This window comes from Sulfurimonas sp. NW15 (assembly GCF_051132285.1).
Taxonomy (GTDB): domain Bacteria; phylum Campylobacterota; class Campylobacteria; order Campylobacterales; family Sulfurimonadaceae; genus Sulfurimonas; species Sulfurimonas hydrogeniphila.
In genome coordinates, this window is sequence record NZ_CP093237.1 from 1,478,164 (window position 1) to 1,497,063 (window position 18,900).

Below are 18,900 nucleotides of genomic sequence, written 5' to 3' on the forward strand. Positions count from 1 at the left end.
ACAAGGGTAATCTTGATATATTCTAAACAATTTACACAAGATCAGCTGGCACCTATTGCCGTTTATTCAAAACTAAAAGAGTTTTTCAAGGAGGAGGTCTCCTACCTTTTTGAAAGTGCCGGACAGAGTGAGGGAAACTACAGTTTTATCTGTATAGGTGCGAGAGAACGCTTACAGTTTATAGACGACAAAACAGTCTATACAGACAAAAACGGTACAAAACATATTAAAAAAGAAAATCCTTTTTCCTTTTTAAAAGAGTATTATAAAAATATAGATACAGACGAATATAAAAATGCCACAAAAAAACTAAATGTCGGTTATGTGGATGGATTTATCGGCTATATCGGTTATGATATGGTAAAAGTCTTTGAGCCAAAACTTCGATTATTCATGGACAACCTCAAAGACGAATTGAACACTCCGGACTTAGACCTGATTTTACCAAAACTTGTCCTTGTCTATTCCCATAAAAATCATCAGATTACACTTATTTCGACACTCAAAGAGTACAGTGAAAAATTTCAAGCCATTGAAAATGATTTAAAAGGCACATATACTTACAAACACAGAGTCTTCAACATTGGAGAGGACAAAGGAAGCTTTGCCCATACAAAAGAAAAATTCTTTGCCATGATAGACAAATCAAAGGAGATGATTAAAAGCGGTGATGTTTTTCAAATTTTGATGACAAATCGTTTCACCAGACATATAAAAGTGCACCCTTTTAGTTTTTATCGTATTCTTCGTACAAAAAATCCCTCCCCTTATATGTTTTTAATGGAGTATGAAGATTTCAGTATCGTCGGCTCATCGCCTGAAGTTATGGTGAGACTCACAGATACACAATTGCTTCTTCGCCCAATTGCCGGTACAAGAAAACGCGGAACTACAAAACAAAAAGACAAAGAACTTGAAAAAGAACTGCTCGCAGACCCAAAAGAGTTGGCTGAACATTTAATGCTTATAGATCTTGGCAGAAACGATGTCGGCCGGGTTGCCAAAACCGGTACAGTCAAAGTGGAAGATATTATGCATATAGAGCGTTTTTCACATGTTATGCATATTGTTTCTGATGTGGTAGCAACACTCGATGATGACAAAGATATGTTTGATCTGTTTATGGCAACATTTACAGCAGGTACTATGACCGGTGCTCCAAAAATTCGTGCTATGGAACTTATAGCCGAATATGAAGGCTTAAAACGCGGTTTTTACAGCGGCAGTGTCGGATACTTCGGGTTTGACGGAAATATGGACAGTGCAATTGCCATACGGACAGCCCTTGTAAAAGAAGACAAGGTAGTTCTTCAGGCAGGTGCGGGCATAGTCGCAGACAGTATAAAAGAACTGGAGTATCTTGAAGTAAACAATAAACTGGGTGCGCTCATTCACTCACTTGAAGATTTAGATAAAAAAGACTAAAAGAGATACAATGCATAAACTTTTCTCCATCTTTGGAAATCCTGTTTCACACTCCCGCAGTCCTCTGATGCACAACAGCGTTTTCAAAAATCTTAATTACAATGCCTGCTATACACGCACGCTTCTCAAAGATGGCAACAAACTCAAAGAAACCTTTTTTTCTCTGGGCCTGAGCGGTGCCAATGTCACAGTACCACACAAAGAGAGCGCCTATGCTGCCTGTGATGAAGTTCGGGGCTTTGCAAAAAAAATCGGAGTTGTCAATACACTTATAAATGAAAACGGAAAACTTATCGGCTACAATACAGATGCTGATGGCTTTATGTATGCCATAAATGAGTTTAAAAATATACAAAATATTTTGGTACTTGGTGCAGGCGGCACAGCAAAAGCTCTTGTGCAAAAATTTTTAGAAGAAGGTTTACATGTAAGCATACTCAACAGAAGCAAGGCACGCCTTACATACTTTGAAAAACTTGACTGTGAATGTTATACATGGGAAAATTTTCAGCCCAGTCAGTATGACTTGGTTATAAATACAACAAGTGCCGGTCTCAAAGATGAAAATCTGCCTGCACCAAAAGAGATGATTGAAGCTGCTTTGCAAAATACCCACTATGTTGCAGATGCCATATATGGCAGAATTACTCCCTTTTTACAACTTGCCAAGGAAAAAGGTCTTACATGTAAAGACGGTGCAGACATGCTTTTGGGACAGGGAGTTTTGGCAAATGAACTTTTTTGCAACTTTGAACTTGACAAAGAAGCCATAAAAAAAGAGATGCAAAAAAGTTTTCTTTACTAACGAGAAAAGCTAAAACCTATAGAAAGTTTTGTGATATCTTTGTTGTAATCTATTAAAGACTCTACATATCCACTAAAAAGTTTTATATACAGATATGATTTGTCTTTTCGTAAAGGGTAAGAATAAGTCGCTTCAACCGCTCCTCTCATACTGTCTATATTCCCTCGTGCCATCAGACTAAACATATGTTTATTATAAAAATAGGTAAATTTTACCTTTGTATACCCTAAATATTTCATTAAATCAGGATTATCACTTAAATTTGCACTTCCCGGAAAAGGTACCAAAAGTGTTAAGTCTGTAATAAGCGTACTATGTTGCAATCGCAATGTTGTATAAAAATAATTTATACTTTTAGAGAGATTAAAACCATTAAATTCTGGTATATACTCTGTATTCGGCTGTCCGTTTGATTTATGTGCAATAGCAAATTTTAATGATCGCATTTGAAATATTGAGCTTTTGTCACTAATGGGAAAAACAACAAATCCTTCAGGGTTATATAAGTTTTCTCTAAAAGGAGAAGATGTAACATATATCTGCCAAAAAGCCTGTTGCGTATATGCCAAAGAGTATTTTTCCCCTAAACCAAAAATATTTTTAAAAACTTGCAATTGCAAGCTCACTTGAAGTTCAGCTTCAAACTTATCATATGGCACAATATCGAGTTTATGATTTATATACTTCTTATTTGCAACACCAAAAGGTAAAAGGTAATTTGCTTTATAGGGACGAAGACCAAAAGAGTTATCAAGCCATTTTTGCATATTCTCTTTTGAAGTATCATTTGCAATATTTTCAATATTTATTTTACTTTTTGTTGCATCAGAGATTTGTTCTGCCTGGAGCACCGTTACTATTAAAATCACATATAAAAATAATCTCATCTACACCCTTACTCTATCTTCTAACGCTCTCGTTAATGAAAGCAAATCTATATTTTCCAAACTGACTCCTGTCGGGACACCCTGTGCTATTTTAGAAAAATTCAAATCATATATGCCAAGTTTGTCTTCTATATACAGAATGACGGCATCATTTGCTATTGAGGGCGTAAGCGCAAACAACACTTCTCTTATTCCATTTTGTACAATAGTTTCCAGATGTGTCATACTTAACTCTTCGAGTGATTCCAAAACAAAATATTTTCCGTCAAACAGGCCATTCTCTTCCAAAAGCAAAATATCTTTAGCATTTTCAACTATGCACAATAAAGATGTGTCGCGTGTCTCGTCACAGCAGATATGACACAGTTCATCTTCGCTCATGCCACCACACTCTTTGCATTTTTTCAGACTCCCCAGGGCATCTTCAATAGCATGTGCTATTTTCATCCCTGCAAATGTATCATTCATAATCATATGATACGCCAGTCTTGTCGCCGACTTTTTTCCTATACTCGGCAATTCACCGAGTGCATCAACAAGCCTGTTAAATTTTTCCAAGGAGCTGTTCATTCATTCACTTCTTTTTTATTTGGCATAAATAGCCATAACTGCAATGGTGATTGTAGTTTTCCGGCAATTTTCAATGCATCCTCTCCACTGCCTAAAAACAGATCTGCCCGTACAGGACCTTTGACAGCCCCACCCGTATCTTGGGCAAAAACGATATTATTAAATTTTTCTTTTCCGAAACTTGATGACAAGTATAGCATATTTCCCAACGAAATATATTTTTTATCAACTGCAATAGAACTTTTCTCTCGAAGTTGTAACCCTAATGCACCTGTTGCACCTTTGTCTCTTTTTGTAAAAAAGACAAAAGAGGGATTGTAATCAAGTATTTCATCGATCTGAGAGGGATGTTCCTCCAACCATTTACGGATACTCTGCAAAGAGATGTTTTGCAAAGAAATTTCTCCTTTTTGCACCAAATACTTTCCTATTGATTTATATTTATAGCCATTTTGGTTTTCATATCCTATATACATCGTCGAATTATCATCCAAGATTACCTTTCCTGAACCCTGTACCTGTAGAAAAAATCTGTCTATTTTAGAATCACAGTAGCAAATGACCGAGGCATTTAAATCATGAAGCTTTGCTTCTTTGCGGCTGTAATAAGGAACCAGCCTGTTATTTTGTATCTTTCCTCGAAGCCTGTAGTTTTTGAGTTCGGGATATATAGAACTCAGATCGACAACAACCAGATCCTTCGGTGTTGCATAAATCGGATATTTGTAGGTATCGCTTTTATGAAAAGAACCGTGTATCCGTGCTTCATAGTACCCGGTTAACAAGCCCTCTTTATTTCCACTTTTATCAGCTATTGAGTAAGGGGTGAAGTTATTAAGCAAAAACTGTTTTGCATCTGTTACATGTAAGGCTTTTTGACATAAATTTTTATAGATTTTTTGTCCCTGTGTACTTTTACAGTTATTTGTAAAATTATTTAAGAATTCATCATAATTTTGTTCTTGAAATCCGGGAAGTTTTGAAAAAGATGTTTTGGTAAAATTTACATTTTTTATTTTACTTGGCTGTGGCGACTGTGTATGTTTGTTGCACCCTAAAAAAAGTGTCATCATCAGGAAAAAAAGAGTTGTTTGTTTCATAAACAGTATTATATCATCTAATTATTTTTTTTTAAACTACAAAATGGGTATAATTTCAAAAAAATATTTAAATAGGATTTTATTATAATGGAACACTTAAGCTATTATGAGATTTTAGAAGTATCACAAAATGCAGATAAGGCAACTATCAAAAAAGCTTACCGAACTTTGGCAAAAAAATATCATCCGGATAAAAACTCTGGGGATAAAGAGGCAGAACACAAATTTAAGCTTATTAATGAAGCCTATCAGTGTTTGAGCAATGACCAGCAACGCAGTATTTATGACCGTTATGGCAAGGAAGGTCTCCAGGGAATGGGCGGCGGCAGTCGATCTTCTTCAAGTTTTGATGATTTGGGGTCTATGTTCGAAGAGATGTTCAGCGGATTTGGCGGCGGACGCACAAGACGCCAAAATCCTGCCGATATGGACAAATATCCGCTTGACATGAATGTCGATATTGTCATTGATTTTAATGAGGCTGTATTTGGCTGTGAAAAAGAGATAAAATACACCTATAAAAAAGCCTGTGAATCATGCAAAGGTACAGGAGCAAAAGACGGCAAGCTCTCAACATGTCCGCAATGTAAAGGACAGGGGCAAATCTATATGAAACAGGGCTTTATGACCTTTTCTCAAACCTGTCCGGTATGTAACGGAACAGGTACCTCAGCAACAGACAAATGTAGAAAATGCCATGGCAAGGGTTATGAAGAGGTAAAAGAGACTATTACCATCTCTGTGCCAAAAGGTATTGACAGCGGGAACCGCTTACGCGTTTCAGGAAAAGGAAATATCGGAAAAAAAGGAAACCGTGGCGATCTTTATGTAACATTTGAAGTCAAACCTGACAAACATTTTATAAGAGATGACAACGATGTATATATTGAAATTCCGGTATTTTTCACGCAAGCTGTTAAAGGAGACACCCTGACAATACCTTCTTTAACAGGCGAACTTGAACTAAAACTTGACATCGGAACAAAAGACAAACAACGGTATGTCTTTAGAGGTGAAGGGATAGAAGATGTCCATGGACACGGAAAAGGTGATTTAATCGCTGTGATCAACATCCAGTATCCTAAAAAACTGACTGATGAACAAAAAGAACTTTTAGACAAAATTCAAGACTCTTTTGGCATAGAATCAAAACCTCATGAAGGTATTTTGGATTCAGTGATAGACAAAATGAAAAACTGGTTTAAGTAACCCTTATGAATAAAACACGCCTTAAAAATCAACTCTCATCACTGGCTCTTTCCATGTTTAGAAAAGATTTTTTTGGCATATATCACGGTTCAATATCTTCCAAAACAGACAAAAGCCGCTTTATCATCAACACAAAAGAGGCTATATTTGACAACATCAATGAAGAGAGTCTTATAGAGTTGTCTTTCAAACAGGACTACAGATGGAAACAGGCAAGTATAGACGCCAATATTCACCAAGGCATCTATTCTCATATTTCAGAAGCAAAATTTATATGCTTCAGTATGCCACAATTCACTACAGCCTATTCGCTTGAACATAACATTATCATTCCAAAAGATTATTTTGGATATACAGAGATAGGCTTGGTGGAAATAATCGATCCCAAACAATTTGAAGACTGGTATGAAAGAGCACAAAGTGAAATTATTTTGTATTTTCAAACAAAAAAGACAAATCTGATGGTGATTCGCGGATATGGGGTCTATGCATACAGCAGAGATATTCATGAAATGGCAAAAAAACTTGCCATTTTGGAAAAAAGCTGTCGCTTACTCATGTTAGGTGATTCGTGTAACTCTCTTTGTGATTATGACTAAAGCCCTGTTATGGCTTCATATGCCACATCCATCATAGTATCTATCTCTTCCTTAGTTATCACATAAGGCGGCATAAAATAGACTATGTGTCCAAGCGGACGCAGTAAAACACCATGTTCAAGCCCATATTCATATACTTTTAGCCCTATTCTCTCTTTAGCATCATAGCCTTTGAGTTCCACAACGCCAACCATCCCTGTCTGTCTGATTTGTTCTACATTCGGCAATTCTAAAAACCTTTGGAGTTTTTGTGACATATAGTCTGCAAGCTCTCTGTTCTTTTCAATAATATTTTGATTTTCAAAAATATCAAGTGTTGCATTTGCAGCGGCACAGGCTAAGGCATTCCCTGTATAGGAATGAGAATGCAAAAAAGCTTTATGCTCATTATAGTCACAGTAAAATTTTGCATATATGTTATTGGAAGTCAGAACCACAGAAAGCGGTAAATATCCGCCGGTCAAGCCTTTTGAAAGAATCAGGAAATCAGGGGATATTCCTGCTTTTTCACAGGCAAAAAGTTCTCCTGTTCTTCCAAAACCGACCATTACCTCATCGGCTATAAGATGAATATCATATTTTGTACATATTTCCCGAACAAGTACCAGATACTTTGCATGATACATATGCATATAGCCTGCACCCTGTATAAGAGGTTCTAATATCAAGGCACTGATTTGTGATGCTTTTTCCTGACACAGTTCTTCAAACTTCTGCGCTGCTTCTACAGCTGCCGTCTCACTCATGTCAACAGGGACAGGTGTCTGAATTGTTTTGATCAAAAGAGGCTCATAGGTCTCTTTGTAAAGTTTCACATCTCCGACACTCAAAGCACCTATGGTTTCCCCGTGATACGAGTTGCTCAGTGAAACGAAAAGAGACTTTTTCTTTCCGTCGTTATAATGAGCATGATAACTCATCTTCAAGGCAAGCTCAACAGCAGATGAACCGTTATCTGAGTAAAAACACTTATCCAAGTTAGCCGGTGTTAGTTTTACAAGACGCTCAGAGAGCCTTATAACCGGTTCATGCGTAAAACCTGCCAATATAACATGTTCCAAAGTATCAAGCTGTTCTTTTATTTTTGAATTAATATATTCATTCGTATGTCCAAACATATTTACCCACCAGGAGCTGATAGCATCTATATACCTGTTTCCCTCAAAATCTTCCAGATAAATACCGTGTGCTTTTTTAATCGGAATAAGCGGCAGCGTTTCGTGGTCTTTCATTTGTGTACACGGATGCCAAAGGACATCCAGATCTCTGTTTTTCAATTCATTGTTTTTCATGGGCAAATTATACCTTTTATTTTCTCTCTTTATCAAGTTTTAATACGAATTTACATAGAATATCAAACAATATCACAAACAAGGTTTTTATTATATGATTACATGGATGCAAAGACATAAGAAATGGCTTATTATAACTATATGGATTTCAACAATAGCATTTGTTGGAGCAGGCTTTGTCGGCTGGGGACAATACAGCTATGGCAACAAAGCAGGTGCTGTTGCAAAAGTGGGAAATGTTGAAATTACAAACGGTGAACTGCAAAAAACCTATTCTCGTCTTTATGCACAGTATAATCAAATGTTTCAGGGAAACTTTGATGAAGAAAAAGCAAAACAGTTCGGATTGGACAAACAGGCACTCCAACAGTTGATACAGCAGGCATTGCTTATAAATCTTGCACAGTCTTATGATCTTATCGTAAGTGACGAAGAGATGATTGAAGCACTCAAACAGCAAAAAGCTTTTTACAAAAACGGAGCATTCGACAAAGAGACATACAAGCTTGTCCTTTCCCAGAACAGACTGAGTATCAAAGAGTATGAAACCGAGTTGCGAAAAGAACTTCTTATACAAAAAACTTTGAAACTGCTTCCTGTAAAAACATCAAAAAATGAAGAAAATATTTTAAACACGATTTTCAACATCGCAGACAAAATAAACTATAAAGTTCTTGCACTTGATGACATTCAGGTTTCTGTAGACAATGAAGCATTAAAAAAGTTTTGGCAAAAACAGAAAAACAATTTTATGAATGATGTTGTTTACGAGGTTACTTTTATCAAGGTAGCCCCTGTAACAAAAAAATTCAGCGATACAGAGATTGCGACATACTACAAAGAAAACAGAACACATTTCAAAGGCAGTGACGGTAAAATTTTAACTCTTGAGGCAGCTAAAGAAAAGGTTCTTAGGGAGCTTAATGCAAAAGCGATGAAAGACAAAGCCTTACGAACATATATAGCATTTAAAAAGAACAAACTTCCGGACACTGTAAAACCGCAAAGTACTCAAATCTCAAAATCAAACAATCCGTTCAATGAGCAAACACTCGATACAATTTCCAAACTGGCACTGACGAAACCATATACAAAACCGATAAATATCAATGGAACATACTATGTTTTTGAGTTAACAAAAACAATACCTGCAAAACCAAAATCATTTGAAGAAGCAAAAGCGGAAATTTTACCACTCTATATAACACAAAAGAAAAAAGAAAAGCTGATGAAACTTGTCAATGATTCTGTAAATACTTTTATAGGCAAAACTTCTGATTTTCTTACTGTGACTTCTGTAGACAAGTTAGCACCTCTAAGTAAGCAAGAAGCTGCTGATTTCTTACAAAAACTGTTTGTGAGTGATAAAAAAAGATCTTATATCGGTCTGAATAACGGAAAAGTTGTTTTATACAACATTTTGGAACAAAAACTGCTTACAAATAAAAACAACAATGTTAGCGACACTGTCGCAAAATTAAAAAATACTCTGTTTAACGAAGGGCTTATAAAAACGCTTCAAAACAAGTACCAAACTGAGATTTATATTCAAGGACTCTAAATTGAGTAGAACTGTTTTAGCCATAGATATAGGTTCGACAAAAATTTGTGCAATCATTGCAGAAATCGACAATAATCATACAATCTCAATAACCGGTGCAGGCACAACAAAAGCACAGGGTTTAAAAAAGGGAAGCATAACAAACATTGAACTTGCTTCAAGAAGTATAAAAACAGCAGTTGAAGATGCAAAACGGGTATCAGGCAGCAATATCAACACGGCAATTGTTTCCATATCCGGAGCCTACACAAAAAGCCTTAACTCAAATGGCATTGTAAACATTCAATCAAAGGAGATCTCCTTTGAAGAGATAAAACGAGTTATGCACACTTCTTTGTACAACGCCAATATACCAAACGAATACGAAGTTCTGCACGCACTGCCTTTTAACTTTAAAGTAGATGACCAGGACTATATAGAAGATCCGCTTGGGATGAATGCTTCAAGACTTGAGGTTGAAACACACATCATAACGACACAAAAATCAAATCTGAACAATCTTAAAAAAGCTGTCAGGGGAGCTGGTGTCGAGGTGGAGAATGTAGTCCTTAACAGTTATGCTTCAGCCATCGCAACACTCAATGAAGATGAAAGAGAGTTAGGTGCCGCAGTTATTGATATGGGTGGTAATACAAGTAACATTGCCATTCACTCAGGCAATTCAATTCGCTACAACGAATTCTTGGGTGTTGGTTCAAACCATGTAACAAGTGACCTTTCCATGGCCTTGCACACACCGCTTAATGTTGCAGACAAAGTAAAACTGACTTATGGTTCACTGCTCACGCCAAGCAATGATTTAATAGAACTTCCTATTATCGGGGATGAGAACTCTACGCATGAAGTCTCTCTGGAAGTTGTCCACAATGTCATATTTGCAAGAGTCGAAGAGACATTAATGATACTTGCTCAGTTTATAGAAAACAGTGGGCTTAAAGAGCAGATTGGAGCAGGTATAGTCCTCACAGGCGGTTTTTCAAAAATGGACGGTATACGTGACCTGGCTGTAGCAACCTTTGGTTCTGTCCCTGTTCGTTTGGCAAAACCTATTGAGATGAACGGTCTTTTTGACTCATTGCGCGGTCCGGAATATGCAAGTGCTGTCGGACTGGTTATGTACTCTGCTTCTCCTTATACCCCTTATGAGATTGATGTCAACAAAAGAGTCCGTCATACTAATGAAGAGCCGACAGTAACAAACAGTATTGATCTGTCCAATGAACCTGTTATACCTATAGTCTCATCTGAAGAACAAACAGTTAGTGATAAGGATAAAATGGTAAACTTAGAGACAGCAAAAGAGAAAAAAAGTGATGAAGCTGGAAGTTTCAGTAAATTTTGGAACTGGGCAACCCAGTTATTTTAAAGGAGTGAAAGAATGGAACCATTTGTAATAGAAGAAGCACAGAGCCCTACCGGTGCAAGAATTATAGCTGTCGGTGTCGGTGGCGGCGGTGGAAATATGATAGGACATATGATTAATGAAGGTGTAACAGGTATTGAGATGATGCTTATCAATACCGATGCACAGGTTCTCAATGAAACAAATGCCGCTTCAAAAATTCAAATAGGTGCAAAACTTACAAAAGGTTTGGGTGCCGGAATGAAACCAAGCATAGGCAAAGATTCTGCACTGGAAAACTATGATGAAATCAGAGCAGCACTTGAAGGGGCTGACATTGTTTTTATCTCTGCAGGTCTTGGCGGAGGAACAGGAACAGGTGCTGCACCTGTAGTTGCCCAGATAGCCAAAGAAGTTGGAGCCCTTACTATTTCAATCGTTACCAAACCTTTTATGTTTGAAGGAAAAAAACGTTTAAAATTAGCGGAAGAAGGATTAGAAGAACTCAAAAAAGAGAGTGATTCTATAGTAGTTATTCCAAATGACAAACTTTTATCAATCATCGACCGAAGACTGGGACTTAAAGAGAGCTTTAAAATAGTAGACAGCGTATTGGCACAGGCTGTCAGCGGAACATCAGGTGTTATCCTCTCAAGCGGGGACAATGATATCAACCTTGACTTTGCCGACTTGCAAACTGTTATGAGTCACAAAGGTATGGCACTGATGGGTGTGGGGGAACATGAAGGTGAAAATGCAGCCTATGAAGCGATTAAAGCGGCAATAGAGTCTCCGCTCTTAGACAACATGTCCATTAACGGTGCAATGGGTGTTTTGGTACATTTCAGTATGCATCCTGATTTTCCTATGATGGAACTTGCAGAAGCAATGGAAGTTGTCCATGAAAGTGCACATGATGATGCAGAAGTTATCTGGGGAACCTCTACAAGCGAGAAGATTCCTGAGAACTATATCAAGATTACTATTGTTGCAACAGGTTTTGAAAAAGAACTGACAAACAATGAAGATTTTGTCAGTGAAACACCTGCTCCTGTTCGCGCCAAAGTAAGACCAAGACTTGTCGTAGGCGGCGAACTTGACGGTGACTATCTGGATATTCCTGCTTATATGAGACAACAACAAGACTAACTCCATTGCACTCTTTTGAAAAAATAATGAAGGCCAAATCACTCCTTGGTCTTCGCGAAAAAGCTTCTCTCAAAGAAATAAAAAACAAATATAAAAACCTTATGAAAAAATGGCATCCTGACAAACATAAAGACAACTATGAACAGGCAACGCAGATGAGTATGCAAATCAATGAAGCCTATCAAATTATACTTGACTACTGCAACACTTATGAATACCCTCTTGATGAAGAGAGTGTTAAAAAATCAACCTACACACCTCAAGAGTGGTGGAACAGTAAATTTGGGGACAACCAACATAATGTTTAAAGCCAAACACCATTTTTTATATAATATGCAAGCGGGTAGTAACTTACAGCTGTAACATACAGAGTTGTAAAAAAAAGCGATATCTTATATTTTGCATTTTCATCTTCTTGCCTGAAAGGAACAAGTCCCAGAACAATACCAAAAAAAGTACCGATAAATAAAAATATATATAACAAATATCCTATATAGTTATAATCTTTTTGCAGCAGACAAAACGGGCAGTGATGTGTTGGCAGTTCGTATATATACGTTCCAAAAAAACCTATGAGTGAGACCAGGGCTGCAATAACAAACAGTAGATTCACAAGAGAAAACAGATATCTGTTTTTTATTTTGTATGCCAATACAATAAACGCAAACAGAGCATAAAAACTTCCAAGAAGCATTACCGGGTTTACACTTAGCAAATGTGCCATGTAGGTACCGTCTGTTGTAGAAAAAATAGCACCGCAACAGTCTACAACACTCTTTGTATCTATAGAAAGAAACATCAGGCTCTCCAGCCCTATTTCGAGAATGAGTAAAAAATATGCAAACAGATATATTTTTAACTTCAATTGTAAATATATCTGTTGTTCTGATTTCATATCTTCATTGTTAAGTACCAGCCAGTAGGCAAAAATATATAAATTGATAACTTTAAGTATCAGAAGATAGGTACCGTATTGTGTTGCATTGACGACACCGGCTCCACACATTGCCCCGGGTAAAATATTTGAAATATCATCAAGAGTAAAAATAAAAAATATAAACAATAAAACCTTGGTATAAAAAATAAATTTTATAACTACACTTACCAGATAGCTTTGTTTTTCCAGATTATACTGTAATGGAGTTGTAGCATTCCGGTCGTATCGGGAGACTATTTTCACACTGTAATAAAATGCAAGAGTGGCGAAAACAACAAAGAGCAGATTCAGTATGTCTATTGTCAATACTTCAGGCGTCAGGAGCATAGCAGTTTACCATTATGTATATCTACAACACGATCCACAAAATCCAAATCAAAAAAAAGAGGGTCATGTGTTGCAACGATGACAGTTTTGTTCATAGACTTTAATTCTTTAAGAATTTGTATGAATTCACAAGAGAGCTTTTCATCCAGATTTGCAGTCGGTTCATCTGCCAGAATTATTTTTGGATTGTTTACATTTGCCCTGGCTATTGCAACTCTTTGCTGTTCACCACCCGAGAGATTCTTTACCCTCGCATCTTTTTTATGTTCAATGTCAAACATCTTCATTACAGAAAAAAGCTTTACATGTAAAGCCTTTTCATCCAGGTTTAACGGCACCAATGGCAGTAAAATATTATCACGAACACTCAGCGTCGGAATCAAATTATATTTTTGAAATATAAATCCGATATTGTCTCTTCTGTATCGGGAGCAAAAATGATCCGGCAGTTTTGAGATATGTTTGTTTTCAACCAGGACATCTCCGTTTGTCGGTTTGAGCAGTCCGGCAATCAATGAAAGTATGGTACTTTTTCCACTGCCACTGACCCCTTTTAATATGACAAGTTCTCCTTCGCCAATTTCCAAATCAATGTTATCCAAAGCTTTTATATCATCATAAATTTTGCTTACATGTAGCAGTTTTATCATCGTATTACCTCATCAGCATCAAGCGTAGCAATTCTCCATGACGGAATGATTGTTGCAAACATATATACAGGGACACTGAGCAAAAAAAGTAAAAGCAGTATCTTATAGTCAAGCACAAAGGGAAGCGTAAAACTGTTTGCAATATCATTATAGTCTATAAATATGTTTTTGAGTATCGGCGCATTTAAAATATACACATAAAAGAGAGCCAGGGTTATTCCCATAATATAAGCGATAAAAGAGATAATGAGACCTTCATATATGCGTGCTTTAAGAACATCATCAATTGTCCAGCCTATTGCCTTAAGTATGCCTATCTCTTTTTTTTCTTCACTGCTGAGTCCGCTGGATTTATCATAAACAATCATAAAAAATGTAAAAAGAGTAATTGTAAACAGAATTAAAAAAACAGTGCTGGTATAATTAAACTGGTTTTCAAGTGCTGTTTTCAAATCTTTTCTCGCAACAATTTTAAAAGTTGGAAACCTATTTTGAATCTTTGACATTATGGAAGGAAGTTCCAGAGGGTTATTGACACGAACAGCCAAATCTGTAGCCTCACTGTTTGTGTAACCAAAAATTTCTTTCACAGTATCTTTGTTCATAACAATCATATCATTTGATTCCAACTGTGTTGCGGCTTTGAATGTTCCGGCTATATAAATTTTTTTTACTGATAAATCAGGAGAAATAAAATTAAAATATTCTTTATAATAACTTGCATCCAATATGCGTTTGACTCCCTCTCCTACAAGCATAGACGAAGCATTCAGTTCACTGTTTTTTATTATATTTTCAAAAGTAGCATTGTATTGATTTTCAAATTCATCTATACCTACTACAATAAATCTTGCATGCATATGTTTAAACCAATAATATCCCCATACACGTGCATTTACATCAGATACACCTTTAATATTTACAATGCTATCTATCACATGCTCATCCACAGTGGTATCTCTGCCCGCCTTTTGATTTGTCACTATAATTTGCGGTTGGGCATCAAGTGTTGATTCCAGTTCATACTTCAGCGAGTTTTGCACAAAAAAGAATGACGCCAACAGAGTAATGAGCAGTGTCAGTATTATAAGAATAAATATATTCTTTGCTTTATATCGTAAAATATAATTGATGGCATATTCCAGAAGATGAAAATTAATCTTTTTCACGGTATTGTCTTAATAGAGTTGTTTTTCAGCGCCAAAACAAAATTGGAAACAGTTGTCATTTGTACAAATTTTTTCTTTTGCATACACTCTTGTTTTTTCAGCGTATCATTCATCTGTAGATAAAATATCTCTCCCACACTCAAAAGCACTAAAGCACTACATGTAAAGAGACAAAAGCGGCTTTTTTTATTCATCCAGTTTATACACATCTTCAGGCGTTATATCATCAAACTTGAGTATCTTTTTTCCCTTGTGGTCAAGATAAAACCGTTTGGCAGATGCTTCATCCTTAAAAGCTATCAACTCATTTCCCATAGGTCCGTACACATCACTCCACATAACAAAATAGGCCTTTTTTGCATCTATAACCTGCTGCGTATAATACTCTTGCACCAACATATGTTTTATTTTCTTCGGATGTTCAAAATAGTACTTCATCATATCTTTAATTCCGTCAAAAGATACATTTTTGTCAGTATACTCTATACGTGAAATCCAACTTGGATATTTATATAAAAGCATACCGCACACAGGACATTTTTCATCTTTTGAAACAGTAAGTTTGCAAAAGTGTCTGTATTTGCCTGAGACTCTTTTAACCTCCCACAGATAAAGCGCCAATGCCTCCAAGTATTTTTTATTGAGTGTTGCACAACTCTTTTTTGTAAGCAAAGCATTTGAGAGTTCTTCATAACTGTTGTATCTCTTTACGTCTATATCAGAACATTTTTTCTTATAAATTTTTTCACCCATAGGATAAAGCTTCTTCTCTTTAAAGGCCTGTGAATAATTCGGATAAGAAAAAAGAAGTGTTGAAAAAAGAGGAACAAGAATGAAAAATTTAAAAATTGACATAAAACCACCTAATACAAAAATATGTTCAGGACAAATCTTATCAAAATAGTGTTAATTTAGCGTTAAAGTTGCCTGGAAGGTACTCTTAAGAGCATCAATCTTCTGACAAACAGAACCAAAAGAGCAAATGCCAGTATTTTAAAATCTATCTCACTTGCAATATGAAGATGTTCAAAGGTATCGCTTTGTGTAGCTTCTGCTCCCAGTGCCTGCATAGAAAGGATTTTTGGAACATACACTGCAGAAAACATCAAAGATGCAAATATCACTGTGACAGCCGCTGCAAAACTGATGGCATCACGCTGACCCATTTTATAAGCCATAGTCTCATACAAAGCGACAAAAATTGCTACAAAATAGGTCCAATATGAAAACCTGTGAAAAATTTCTCCCATTATAATACCCGCATTATAATGGTCTATCAGCAAGTTGACTGTAATCTTGTCTGTATGAAAAATAACAGGCGCAACGATAGCACCTAAAACCAAAACAGCTCCAAAAGTAGCTGCTAAAACAATAAAATATGTAAAATCCAGATAAATATTTTTTTTCATTTTGTAAAACCTTGTTATATTTGTAATGTAAATCCGCGATCGAACGAGCTGTAGTCTTTGTAAAAAGTTATAGATTTAAAATCTTTTCCTTGCATATAATCCTGTATTTTATCTTGTTGGTCATAACCAATCTCACAACTAAAAAATCTAATCTTTTGTCTTAAGACTTCATCAAGAAGTTCTTTAATAATTTCATCACCGACCTCTCCCCCAAAAAGTGCATTTTGCGGCTCATAGGAGAGATTTGATTCCAAAGCAGTACCGTTTTCAATATACGGCGGATTTGAAACCAGATAATCAATTTTTTCACAAACCGGTTCAAGCAGAGATCCTAACCGCAGTTCAATCTGCTCCTGCAGTCCAAATTTTTCTATATTTTTTTGTGCCACATCCAAAGCTTTTTGAGAAATATCCACTGCGATGATTTTAGAGTTTTTAAAAGTCTTTGCAAGCATTATAGAGATGATGCCGCTCCCTACTCCGACCTCGGCAAAAGTGAAAGCACTCTTTTTATCCGGTACGTTTTTGATCACTTCATCTATCAGCAGTTCTGTTTCGGGACGGGGTATCAGGGCGCCCTCGTCTATGTAAAACTCTTCACTGTAAAAGCTTACCCGCTTTGTGATGTATTCAAAAGGTTCATTGTTTTGCCGTCTTTGTACCCATTCAAAAAACTGCTGTGAAATTTCTACAGAACTGTTTTGATGGGTAATGAGCCAGAGTTCATCCACTTCAAGATATTTCATTAAAAGCAGCTGTGCTTCTCTTGGGGCTCTTTGTACACAAGGCTGTAGATTCTGTGTAACCTCACGAAGTAAATCTTTGACTATATATCTGCTTCGCATTTACCCTCAGTACCGCTCTTTTCTATATATCCCACATCCATGCCGAGTTCCTTTAATCGTTCAATCACAGGAGGATGTGTATAGTGAAAGAAAATATACAAAGGATGCGAAAGCGGAAAACTTTTGTTTTCATTTACCAGTTTTTTCAGTGCATTTGCAAGTTCAATTGCACCTGCGCTTCCGCCAAGTTCACTCCCCGTCTTATCCGCTTCATATTCGTTATGCCGACTGACAATTCCCATAACAGGCATCATTACAAAACCAAGTACCGGCATAAACAGCATCAGTAAAATCATAATGACATAGGGCTGTTTGGAAACACCGAGTTCCAGGTAAAGCGAATCCGGCAGATTACCAAAGATTGCAAACATTGCAAAAAGCATCACACCCACCAAAGCAATGTTTTTATAAATATCCCCATGGGCAAAATGTCCGAGTTCATGCCCTAAAACGGCTAAAAGCTCCTTCGTTGTCAGTTTTTTAAGCAAAGTGTCAAACAAAACAACTTTTTTAGCTTTTCCGAATCCGCCGAAATAGGCATTGAGCCTGTTATCCCGCTTACTCGCATCACTTACAAAAACACCCGAACTTACAAAACCTGTTTTGTCCATAAGTCTTTTAATTTCACTGTCAAGTTCTGCATCTTCAAGCGGTGTCAGTTTATCAAAAAACATTGCACGAAAAGTAGGATAAAGCATATTTATCAAAATCACTATCGCAAAAACAAACAAAAAGCTCCACAGCCACCACAACTCAAAGTTTGCAATGATTTCATAAATACCCCACACAACCAGAGAACCAAAAACAATTGTCAGAAAAAAAGAAATAAACGTATCTTTTATCCACTGTCCAAGGGTTGAATTGTTAAAGCCGTATTTTGCATCAATCACAAATTTTTCATAATAGGAAAAAGGCAAAGAAATGATATAGTTTACAACTACAAAACTCATGACTATAGCCACATTCATCAATGCCTGGTTTGACAGAGTATAGTACTGTTCAACAAGGTACTTTATCCCAATGCCGATCCAGGCAATAAACACAAGATAGTCAACAAAAGTATTTACAATCGAGAGTTTTTCTTTTTCAACAGCATAATTTCCCGCTTTTAAGAAATCAGCAGCAGACAGCAAAACCGGTGTTTTTCTTTTTATGAGATTAATATAGCCTATCTGCATTACACTTGTATATATCATTATCAATACATAAAAACTATATATACCCACTATTGTCATTAACATGCCACTACCGCCTTATTTTAATTGAGAAATTATAGCTAAAACTTATCTAATTGGAATACTTTTGCTTAACGGAACGATTGTTATTTCATCTTTTACAGGAATAACATCTCCTTTGTCATCAAATATATTATATGCGATCATATATACAGCGCCTAAAAGAAGACCGGCAATGATAACCGCCCATACAATTCTCTTTTTTTCGCCTTTTAACGTATTGTAATCACCCATATCTTCTAATCTTGGTTCTGACATCATTTTCCATCCTTTATAAATATTTTGTGAGATTGTATCAAAAATAAATATAAGCTGATGTGATAAAAAAGAGCTAGTTTGACGATTTAAGTCTATTTTTTATTTTGTTTTATCGTCATTTTAGAAAAATT

21 protein-coding genes are annotated in these 18,900 nt (G+C 36.3%); 8 read left to right on the top strand and 13 right to left on the bottom strand.

The window, feature by feature from the left end; all coding sequences use genetic code 11:
- Positions 1-12: 12 nt before the first annotated feature.
- Together MLC52_RS07555 and MLC52_RS07560 are read left to right on the top strand one after the other, a co-directional pair.
- Positions 13-1,425, top strand: coding sequence for an anthranilate synthase component I family protein (locus tag MLC52_RS07555; protein WP_434579894.1), 1,413 nt, complete (start codon positions 13-15; stop codon positions 1,423-1,425).
- A gap of 10 nt (positions 1,426-1,435) precedes the next feature.
- The gene (locus MLC52_RS07560) at positions 1,436-2,230 is read left to right on the top strand and encodes a shikimate dehydrogenase (RefSeq protein WP_434579895.1); all 795 of its coding nucleotides are present in this window, start codon (positions 1,436-1,438) and stop codon (positions 2,228-2,230) included.
- Here MLC52_RS07560 and MLC52_RS07565 read toward each other — a convergent pair.
- The 3 genes from MLC52_RS07565 to mltA are packed head-to-tail and all read right to left on the bottom strand — an operon-like array spanning position 2,227 to position 4,787.
- Positions 2,227-3,117, bottom strand: coding sequence for a phospholipase A (locus MLC52_RS07565; RefSeq protein WP_434579896.1), 891 nt, complete (start codon positions 3,115-3,117; stop codon positions 2,227-2,229). The genes MLC52_RS07560 and MLC52_RS07565 overlap by 4 nt on opposite strands.
- Positions 3,118-3,687 (bottom strand): recombination mediator RecR, encoded by a 570-nt coding sequence (gene recR / locus MLC52_RS07570; RefSeq protein ID WP_151900113.1) that lies wholly within the window; start codon positions 3,685-3,687, stop codon positions 3,118-3,120.
- Positions 3,684-4,787: a murein transglycosylase A gene (gene mltA, locus MLC52_RS07575; protein WP_434579898.1), complete on the bottom strand. Its 1,104-nt coding sequence runs from the start codon at positions 4,785-4,787 to the stop codon at positions 3,684-3,686. The genes recR and mltA overlap by 4 nt, the downstream gene beginning before the upstream one ends.
- Positions 4,788-4,874: 87 nt before the next feature.
- Between mltA and dnaJ the strand changes: the two genes are divergently transcribed.
- Together dnaJ and MLC52_RS07585 are read left to right on the top strand one after the other, a co-directional pair.
- Positions 4,875-5,996, top strand: a complete 1,122-nt coding sequence (dnaJ, locus tag MLC52_RS07580; RefSeq protein WP_151900112.1) for a molecular chaperone DnaJ — start codon at positions 4,875-4,877, stop codon at positions 5,994-5,996.
- Positions 5,997-6,001: 5 nt separating this feature from the next.
- The gene (locus MLC52_RS07585; RefSeq protein ID WP_151900111.1) at positions 6,002-6,595 is read left to right on the top strand and encodes a class II aldolase and adducin N-terminal domain-containing protein; all 594 of its coding nucleotides are present in this window, start codon (positions 6,002-6,004) and stop codon (positions 6,593-6,595) included.
- Here MLC52_RS07585 and MLC52_RS07590 read toward each other — a convergent pair.
- The gene (locus MLC52_RS07590; protein WP_346388874.1) at positions 6,592-7,887 is read right to left on the bottom strand and encodes an adenosylmethionine--8-amino-7-oxononanoate transaminase; all 1,296 of its coding nucleotides are present in this window, start codon (positions 7,885-7,887) and stop codon (positions 6,592-6,594) included. The genes MLC52_RS07585 and MLC52_RS07590 overlap by 4 nt on opposite strands.
- 94 nt (positions 7,888-7,981) lie before the next feature.
- Between MLC52_RS07590 and MLC52_RS07595 the strand changes: the two genes are divergently transcribed.
- The 4 genes from MLC52_RS07595 to MLC52_RS07610 are packed head-to-tail and all read left to right on the top strand — an operon-like array spanning position 7,982 to position 12,247.
- A complete protein-coding gene (locus MLC52_RS07595) occupies positions 7,982-9,448 on the top strand; it encodes a peptidylprolyl isomerase (protein ID WP_434579900.1) in 1,467 nt (488 codons plus the stop codon).
- A 1-nt stretch (position 9,449) separates the two neighbouring features.
- Complete coding sequence (ftsA, locus tag MLC52_RS07600) at positions 9,450-10,814, top strand: cell division protein FtsA (RefSeq protein ID WP_151900108.1); 1,365 nt, start codon at positions 9,450-9,452, stop codon at positions 10,812-10,814.
- A 12-nt stretch (positions 10,815-10,826) separates the two neighbouring features.
- Positions 10,827-11,939 (top strand): cell division protein FtsZ, encoded by a 1,113-nt coding sequence (gene ftsZ / locus MLC52_RS07605; RefSeq protein WP_151900107.1) that lies wholly within the window; start codon positions 10,827-10,829, stop codon positions 11,937-11,939.
- Between the two features lie 26 nt (positions 11,940-11,965).
- Positions 11,966-12,247: a J domain-containing protein gene (locus MLC52_RS07610; RefSeq protein ID WP_346388877.1), complete on the top strand. Its 282-nt coding sequence runs from the start codon at positions 11,966-11,968 to the stop codon at positions 12,245-12,247.
- Here the strand turns inward: MLC52_RS07610 and MLC52_RS07615 are convergent.
- The 9 genes from MLC52_RS07615 to MLC52_RS07655 all read right to left on the bottom strand — a co-directional run bounded on the left by MLC52_RS07615 (position 12,244) and on the right by MLC52_RS07655 (position 18,772).
- A complete protein-coding gene (locus MLC52_RS07615; RefSeq protein WP_346388878.1) occupies positions 12,244-13,203 on the bottom strand; it encodes a hypothetical protein in 960 nt (319 codons plus the stop codon). The genes MLC52_RS07610 and MLC52_RS07615 overlap by 4 nt on opposite strands.
- Complete coding sequence (locus tag MLC52_RS07620; RefSeq protein WP_434579904.1) at positions 13,194-13,853, bottom strand: ABC transporter ATP-binding protein; 660 nt, start codon at positions 13,851-13,853, stop codon at positions 13,194-13,196. Before MLC52_RS07620 ends, MLC52_RS07615 begins: the two co-directional genes overlap by 10 nt.
- Positions 13,850-15,022: an ABC transporter permease gene (locus MLC52_RS07625; protein WP_346388880.1), complete on the bottom strand. Its 1,173-nt coding sequence runs from the start codon at positions 15,020-15,022 to the stop codon at positions 13,850-13,852. The genes MLC52_RS07620 and MLC52_RS07625 overlap by 4 nt, the downstream gene beginning before the upstream one ends.
- Positions 15,019-15,216 carry a hypothetical protein gene (locus MLC52_RS07630; RefSeq protein ID WP_434579906.1) on the bottom strand — a complete coding sequence of 66 codons (198 nt, stop codon included), beginning with the start codon at positions 15,214-15,216 and terminating at the stop codon, positions 15,019-15,021. Before MLC52_RS07630 ends, MLC52_RS07625 begins: the two co-directional genes overlap by 4 nt.
- Positions 15,209-15,877 (bottom strand): nitrous oxide reductase accessory protein NosL, encoded by a 669-nt coding sequence (locus MLC52_RS07635; RefSeq protein ID WP_434579907.1) that lies wholly within the window; start codon positions 15,875-15,877, stop codon positions 15,209-15,211. Before MLC52_RS07635 ends, MLC52_RS07630 begins: the two co-directional genes overlap by 8 nt.
- Positions 15,878-15,939: 62 nt before the next feature.
- On the bottom strand, positions 15,940-16,431 hold the full coding sequence (locus tag MLC52_RS07640; protein ID WP_151900100.1) for a DUF4149 domain-containing protein: 492 nt from the start codon (positions 16,429-16,431) through the stop codon (positions 15,940-15,942).
- A 14-nt stretch (positions 16,432-16,445) separates the two neighbouring features.
- Positions 16,446-17,276, bottom strand: coding sequence for a peptide chain release factor N(5)-glutamine methyltransferase (gene prmC / locus MLC52_RS07645; protein ID WP_151900099.1), 831 nt, complete (start codon positions 17,274-17,276; stop codon positions 16,446-16,448).
- The gene (locus MLC52_RS07650; RefSeq protein ID WP_434579909.1) at positions 17,258-18,517 is read right to left on the bottom strand and encodes a M48 family metallopeptidase; all 1,260 of its coding nucleotides are present in this window, start codon (positions 18,515-18,517) and stop codon (positions 17,258-17,260) included. Before MLC52_RS07650 ends, prmC begins: the two co-directional genes overlap by 19 nt.
- A gap of 42 nt (positions 18,518-18,559) precedes the next feature.
- A complete protein-coding gene (locus tag MLC52_RS07655; protein WP_230973313.1) occupies positions 18,560-18,772 on the bottom strand; it encodes a hypothetical protein in 213 nt (70 codons plus the stop codon).
- Positions 18,773-18,900: the final 128 nt, after the last annotated feature.

Bases quoted from the DNA above. Each gene is read 5' to 3' on its own strand.
- MLC52_RS07560 (WP_434579895.1), top strand. From the start codon at position 1,436: ATGCATAAACTTTTCTCCATCTTTGGAAATCCTGTTTCACACTCCCGC.
- mltA (WP_434579898.1), bottom strand. From the start codon at position 4,787: ATGAAACAAACAACTCTTTTTTTCCTGATGATGACACTTTTTTTAGGG.
- MLC52_RS07595 (WP_434579900.1), top strand. From the start codon at position 7,982: ATGATTACATGGATGCAAAGACATAAGAAATGGCTTATTATAACTATA.
- MLC52_RS07655 (WP_230973313.1), bottom strand. From the start codon at position 18,772: ATGATGTCAGAACCAAGATTAGAAGATATGGGTGATTACAATACGTTA.
- dnaJ (WP_151900112.1), top strand. From the start codon at position 4,875: ATGGAACACTTAAGCTATTATGAGATTTTAGAAGTATCACAAAATGCA.
- MLC52_RS07590 (WP_346388874.1), bottom strand. From the start codon at position 7,887: ATGAAAAACAATGAATTGAAAAACAGAGATCTGGATGTCCTTTGGCAT.
- MLC52_RS07615 (WP_346388878.1), bottom strand. From the start codon at position 13,203: ATGCTCCTGACGCCTGAAGTATTGACAATAGACATACTGAATCTGCTC.
- prmC (WP_151900099.1), bottom strand. From the start codon at position 17,276: ATGCGAAGCAGATATATAGTCAAAGATTTACTTCGTGAGGTTACACAG.
- MLC52_RS07565 (WP_434579896.1), bottom strand. From the start codon at position 3,117: ATGAGATTATTTTTATATGTGATTTTAATAGTAACGGTGCTCCAGGCA.
- MLC52_RS07620 (WP_434579904.1), bottom strand. From the start codon at position 13,853: ATGATAAAACTGCTACATGTAAGCAAAATTTATGATGATATAAAAGCT.
- ftsZ (WP_151900107.1), top strand. From the start codon at position 10,827: ATGGAACCATTTGTAATAGAAGAAGCACAGAGCCCTACCGGTGCAAGA.
- recR (WP_151900113.1), bottom strand. From the start codon at position 3,687: ATGAACAGCTCCTTGGAAAAATTTAACAGGCTTGTTGATGCACTCGGT.
- MLC52_RS07640 (WP_151900100.1), bottom strand. From the start codon at position 16,431: ATGAAAAAAAATATTTATCTGGATTTTACATATTTTATTGTTTTAGCA.
- MLC52_RS07610 (WP_346388877.1), top strand. From the start codon at position 11,966: ATGAAGGCCAAATCACTCCTTGGTCTTCGCGAAAAAGCTTCTCTCAAA.
- MLC52_RS07635 (WP_434579907.1), bottom strand. From the start codon at position 15,877: ATGTCAATTTTTAAATTTTTCATTCTTGTTCCTCTTTTTTCAACACTT.
- MLC52_RS07630 (WP_434579906.1), bottom strand. From the start codon at position 15,216: ATGAATAAAAAAAGCCGCTTTTGTCTCTTTACATGTAGTGCTTTAGTG.
- MLC52_RS07585 (WP_151900111.1), top strand. From the start codon at position 6,002: ATGAATAAAACACGCCTTAAAAATCAACTCTCATCACTGGCTCTTTCC.
- MLC52_RS07650 (WP_434579909.1), bottom strand. From the start codon at position 18,517: ATGTTAATGACAATAGTGGGTATATATAGTTTTTATGTATTGATAATG.